The following is a 5200-nucleotide window of genomic DNA, read 5'->3' as shown; positions in this document are numbered from 1 at the left end:
CCGGTGATAACATCGTGTTTTGCCAGACGGCGGACTTTGCGGGCAGTGCCTTTCATTACGGTGTTACCAAGAGAAACCTGGCCGTCACCGCCGACAACCACCTGGTCGCCGCGACGTACTGAAACAATTGTGGTCATGGGTGTGTTTTCCCGAATAGGTGTACTCAATTTTCAATGAGTATAGATATGGGATCGCAGTGGGTTATTTCAAGGTTATGAAGATCCGATGACGCAAGGATTTAGTCGATCTGCCGGACTAATGGCTGGATTCTCATCCTGACCAGGCGGTCTTCTGCCTTGCTGAGCATTGAGCGGTTGTCGAACGGTCCGCAGAGTACCTGATACCAGATGCTGCCATTGGCGTTGGTTACCCGGTTGGTTTTGACATTGGGCAAGCCTTCCAGAATCAGGCGTGCCCGCAACTGTTCCGCATCCGGCTGACTTTTGAAAGAGCCTGCCTGGATAACATAGGTATGTTCCGATTTTGCATCCTTGGGAGTCGATTTGTAGGGCTCAACATTGGCCGTATCGACTTCGCTTTCAGGCAGAATCTGATAGAAATCAAAACGCTCAGACTGCTCCTCGACCGGTATGGCAGATTTAACTGTGGCCCTGGTTTCTGCCTTAGCGTCCGGTTTGACCGCTTTTGCTGCTGCAGGCTCAGGTTTTGTTGTCGCTTTAGCTACCGGCTTTGCGGCAGATTTGGTGCTCTCTTTTGCAGCAGGTGGGTTCGCCGCTGGCGTTGTTTTGTCGCTGGCGCTGTTGTCTGGTTTCACCGTGGTTAGTTGCCACAAGGTGAAACCAAAGCCGACGAGGATGATCACGCTGATAACAGAGCGTATCAGTGGGAACGGTTTTTTAACCGGTGCGCTAGCCCGCGTGTTGCTGCGGGTCATGCGGCTGGCTGCCGTTCCACTGTTGCGTTTCTTTGCGTAATCTTTGCGCGCCATCTGTTTTGCCTTCTTACATCAGCTCTGGAGCGGTAACACCCATGAGATCCAGGCCATTAGCCAGCACCTGTCGCACCGCTTCCGCCAGTGTCAGGCGGGCGTTGCGCAGATCGGTATCATCAACCAGGGTTTTCTCTGAGTTGTAATAGGTGTGGAAATCGCTGGCCAGTTCATACAGGTAGGTGGCGATCAGGTGAGGTTCACGTACATCAGCGGCACGCTTCACCACTTCCGGATAGCGTCCCAGTTTGATAGTCAGATGCTTCTCTGATTCCAGTTCCAGTCGGCTCAGGGCATTCTGGCCGGTTGCTTCATCCCATTGCAGGTTGTTCTCTGCCAGTTTGCGGAAGATGGAGCAGACCCGGGCGTGGGCATACTGAATATAGTAAACCGGGTTGTCAGCTGACTCCGAACGCGCCAGATCGATATCAAAGTTCAGATGGCTGTCGGATTTGCGGGCTGCGAGGAAGAAGCGGGTAGCATCGCGGCCCACTTCATCGATCAGATCGCGCAGGGTCAGGTAGCTGCCCGCCCGCTTGGAAATCTTAACCTCTTCACCACCGCGCATAACGGTCGCCATCTGGTGCAGTACATAGTCCGGCCAGCCTTTAGGGATGCCGGCGTTGAGTGCCTGCAGGCCCGCGCGGACACGGGTGATGGTGCTGTGGTGATCGGCGCCTTGCTCATTGATGACAGTGTCGAAGCCGCGCTCCCACTTGTTCATATGGTAAGCAACATCGGGCACAAAGTAGGTGTAGCCGCCATCGGTCTTGCGCATTACCCTGTCTTTGTCATCACCAAAATCGGTGGTGCGCAGCCACAGTGCGCCACCCTCTTCGTAGGTGTAGCCATTTTTGATCAGCGCTTCTACCGCCTCTTCCACTTTGCCTTCGGTGTACAAAGATGATTCGAGGAAATAGATATCGAAATCGACACCAAAGGCTTTCAGGTCAAGATCCTGTTCATGGCGCAGGTAGGCGACCGCAAAGTGGCGTATCGCTTCAAGATCGTCGGCATCTTTGGTGCCGGTGAAGCGCTGATCTGCTGAGACGACGGTGTCGCCCTGCATAAAGCTTTCCGCCAGCTCAGTAATATAATCGCCACGATAGCCATCGGCAGGCCAGCTCGGATCTTCCGGCGTTAGCCCTTTACAGCGGGCCTGAACGGAGAGTGCCAGATTGTTGATCTGCGCCCCTGCATCGTTGTAATAAAACTCGCGGGTGACATCCCAGCCGGTTGCTTCCATCAGACGGCTGAGGCAGTCACCGACCGCTGCACCGCGACCGTGACCAATATGCAGAGGTCCGGTCGGGTTGGCAGAGACGAATTCAATCTGCACCTTTTTGCCAGCCCCGTCGTTGTTGCGACCGTAGTTATTCTTTTGCTGCAAAATGGTTCTGATCAGGTTGCCGGTAGAGGCATCGCTGACAAAGAAGTTAATAAAACCGGGGCCGGCGATCTCTGTTTTGTCGACATTATCAGAGGCGGGCAGCGCGTTGCAGATCTTTTGTGATAGCTCGCGGGGGTTGGTTTTAGCGGCTTTAGCCAGTGTCAGAGCAATGTTTGAGGCAAAGTCTCCGTGAGACTTGTCGCGGGTGTTTTCTACCATGATTGTAGGCTGGGTGTCGGCAGGCAATATGCCGTCATCGATCAGCGAGGTCAGGGCAGTACTAATCAGGTCCGCAATATGTTGTTTCATGCTCAAAAGATACCGGGTTAAATTCAGGGGCCAGACTCAAGTACGCAGGTTTATCGCGGGTGAAAGTATAAAAAAAAATTATATAAATTCAGCCGACTACGCAGTTGTCTGTAGAAAAGACCGCGTATTATCCCTTTTCGACCGACCTTTGTTAACCCCCGTGGCGGTTATTTCTGGCTAAAACATATCCACCGGATCGACATCCACCGACCAGCGCACTTTACGCGCATCCGGGTCGCTTTCGACTGTACTGATAAGGCTTTGCAGTTGCTGATGCAGAGCTTTGCGATCACGACTCTGTAGTACCAGCTGAGCGCGAAACAGACCGGCACGTTTCTCCATCGGCGAGGGCAGTGGTCCGATCCATTGCACCCCCTGAGGCTGGAGAATATCCTCCTCCAGCAGCGTTCTGAGTTTGCGCAGGAAGCGCTCTGCCATCCCCTGATGGCTGGCTTCAGCCCTGAACATCGCACAATACATCGAAGGAGGAAGCTGTGCGGCGATCCGCTGGCTGAGTTCCTGTTCGGCAAATGCCTGATAACCTTCGCTGACCAGGCTGGTGATCGTCGGGTGGTCGGCATGGTGAGTCTGCATCACCACTTTGCCCGGATGATCGGATCTGCCAGCCCGTCCGGCCACCTGAAGAATCAGCTGAGCGGTGCGCTCCATACCTCTGAAGTCTGCGCTGAACAGGCCGCTGTCGGCATTCAGAATGGCCACCAGTGTGACTTTAGGGAAGTGGTGTCCTTTTGCCAGCATCTGCGTGCCGATGAGGATGCAGGGTAGTCCCTGATGTACCCGGTCCATAATCTGTTGCATGGCGTTTTTACGCTGGGTGGTGTCCCGGTCGACCCGGATAACCGGAAACTCGGGAAACAGCTTCTGTAACGCCTCTTCGGTGCGTTCAGTGCCTGCACCGACCGGTTTGAGTTCTGTGCTGCCGCAGTGATCACAGTTGACCGGCACGGGGCGCTGGCTATCACAGTGGTGGCAGTGCAGATGATACGGTTTGCGGTGCAGGGTCATATGCGCATCGCAGCGGCGGCAATCGGCCAGCCAGCCGCAATCGTGGCACATCAGTGTCGGGGCAAAGCCTCTGCGGTTAAGAAATATCAGCACCTGAGTGCCTTGCTGCAGATGACTTTTGATCTGTTGGATTAGCGGCGTGGATAAGCCGTCCTCGAGGGGCAGCTGGCGAATGTCTAGCAGTTCAAATCTGGGTGGAAGGGCATTGCCGGCACGCTGATTCAGTTTCAACCACTGATAACGCCCCTGTTGAGCGTTGTACAGGCTTTCGATGGCGGGGGTCGCGGTACCCAGTACTACCGGGATCTGCTCAAAGTTGCCGCGCATAATCGCGAGGTCGCGGGCGTTATAACGAAACCCGTCCTGCTGCTTAAAGGAGGTGTCGTGTTCTTCATCGATAAAGATGATGCCGGGATTTAGCAATGGCGTGAAGATGGCTGAGCGGGTGCCGATAATAATGCGGGCAACCCCCTCCCTGGCTTGTAGCCAGACATCGAGTCGCTGACGGTCGGTCAGATTTGAGTGCAGTACCATGACCGGCAGATTGAAACGCGCTTTGAAACGGGCAACGGTCTGCGGCGTCAGGCCTATCTCTGGCACCAGTATCAGGGCCTGCTTACCCTGGCGAATAAAATGCTCTATGGCCTGGAGATAGACTTCAGTTTTTCCGGAGCCGGTGACTCCCTGTAGTAAAAAGGGTTTGAAGCCCTTCGCTGCGGTTATTGCAGAGACCGCCTGTTGTTGCTCGTTGTTGAGTGTCAGCGGTACTTCATGGAGAGGCTGGTCGCTGTGATGATCCGCGTTGGGTTTGTGAATAAAGGATTCGGCGAGGTCTTTCTCGATCAGTTTTTTCAACAGCGAGGTTTGCCCGCCCTCTGCGCGTATTGCATCTTCACTGATGCCTCTGGGGTGTTCCTGAAGCAGTAACAACAGTTCCCGCTGGCGTGCAGCGGTTTTGCCCAATTGCGCGATATCGGCGTCAGCGGTTGCCCGCCACAGGTGCTGGTGGGCATACTCACAGGGCTCGCCCTTACGCAGCAGAACCGGCAGCGCCTGGCTTAGCGCATCACCGAGTGGGTGCTGGTAGTAGTTACCGGCCCAGCGGGCCAGCTTTAAAATGGTTGCCGGCATCGGTGGTGTCGTGTCGAGCACTGCGATTGCGGGTTTCAGTTTATCCAGTGGAACCTCTGTGCTCTCTGAAACTTCGATCAGAATGCCGGTAACCTCTCTGCGTCCAAACGGAACCTGTACCCGCACGCCGGGTATCAGTGTCGCGGGTTCGCACGCTTGCGGTGGCAGGTAATCGAACAGCCGGCGTAGCGGAGAGGGTATGGCCAGACGAAGGTAAGGCATAGCAGGAGAGGCTCACATCAGGGACAGTTGCCACAGTGTATGTCTTTTTGATTTCGCTGTTAACCAGCGGTTATTATCCGGCTGTATAAATGCTTGCTGAGGGTGAAAACTGTGCGTATAATGCCCGGCCTTAATCCTATAGGCTTAATTGCCTGCATGCGGTGCCCGGCAAG

The 5200-nt window shown here is 54.8% G+C and carries 3 protein-coding genes and 1 pseudogene; all 4 read right to left on the bottom strand.

What is annotated here, in order from left to right; translation table 11 throughout:
• A pseudogene (locus tag Q0499_RS18565) lies at positions 1–137 on the bottom strand (HslU--HslV peptidase proteolytic subunit); the annotation flags it as partial.
• A 101-nt stretch (positions 138–238) separates the two neighbouring features.
• Entirely contained in the window at positions 239–949 is a 711-nt protein-coding gene (locus Q0499_RS18560) for an SPOR domain-containing protein (protein ID WP_299202626.1), read from the bottom strand.
• A 13-nt stretch (positions 950–962) separates the two neighbouring features.
• Positions 963–2648, bottom strand: coding sequence for an arginine--tRNA ligase (gene argS, locus Q0499_RS18555; RefSeq protein ID WP_299202623.1), 1686 nt, complete (start codon positions 2646–2648; stop codon positions 963–965).
• A gap of 177 nt (positions 2649–2825) precedes the next feature.
• Positions 2826–5027, bottom strand: a complete 2202-nt coding sequence (locus Q0499_RS18550; RefSeq protein ID WP_299202620.1) for a primosomal protein N' — start codon at positions 5025–5027, stop codon at positions 2826–2828.
• Between the last annotated feature and the right edge of the window lie 173 nt (positions 5028–5200).

The organism is uncultured Amphritea sp. (assembly GCF_937127095.1).
Classification (GTDB): Bacteria; Pseudomonadota; Gammaproteobacteria; order Pseudomonadales; family Balneatricaceae; genus Amphritea.
The sequence above is the reverse complement of the archived record's forward strand: the minus strand, read 5'-3'. Positions and strand labels throughout refer to the sequence as shown.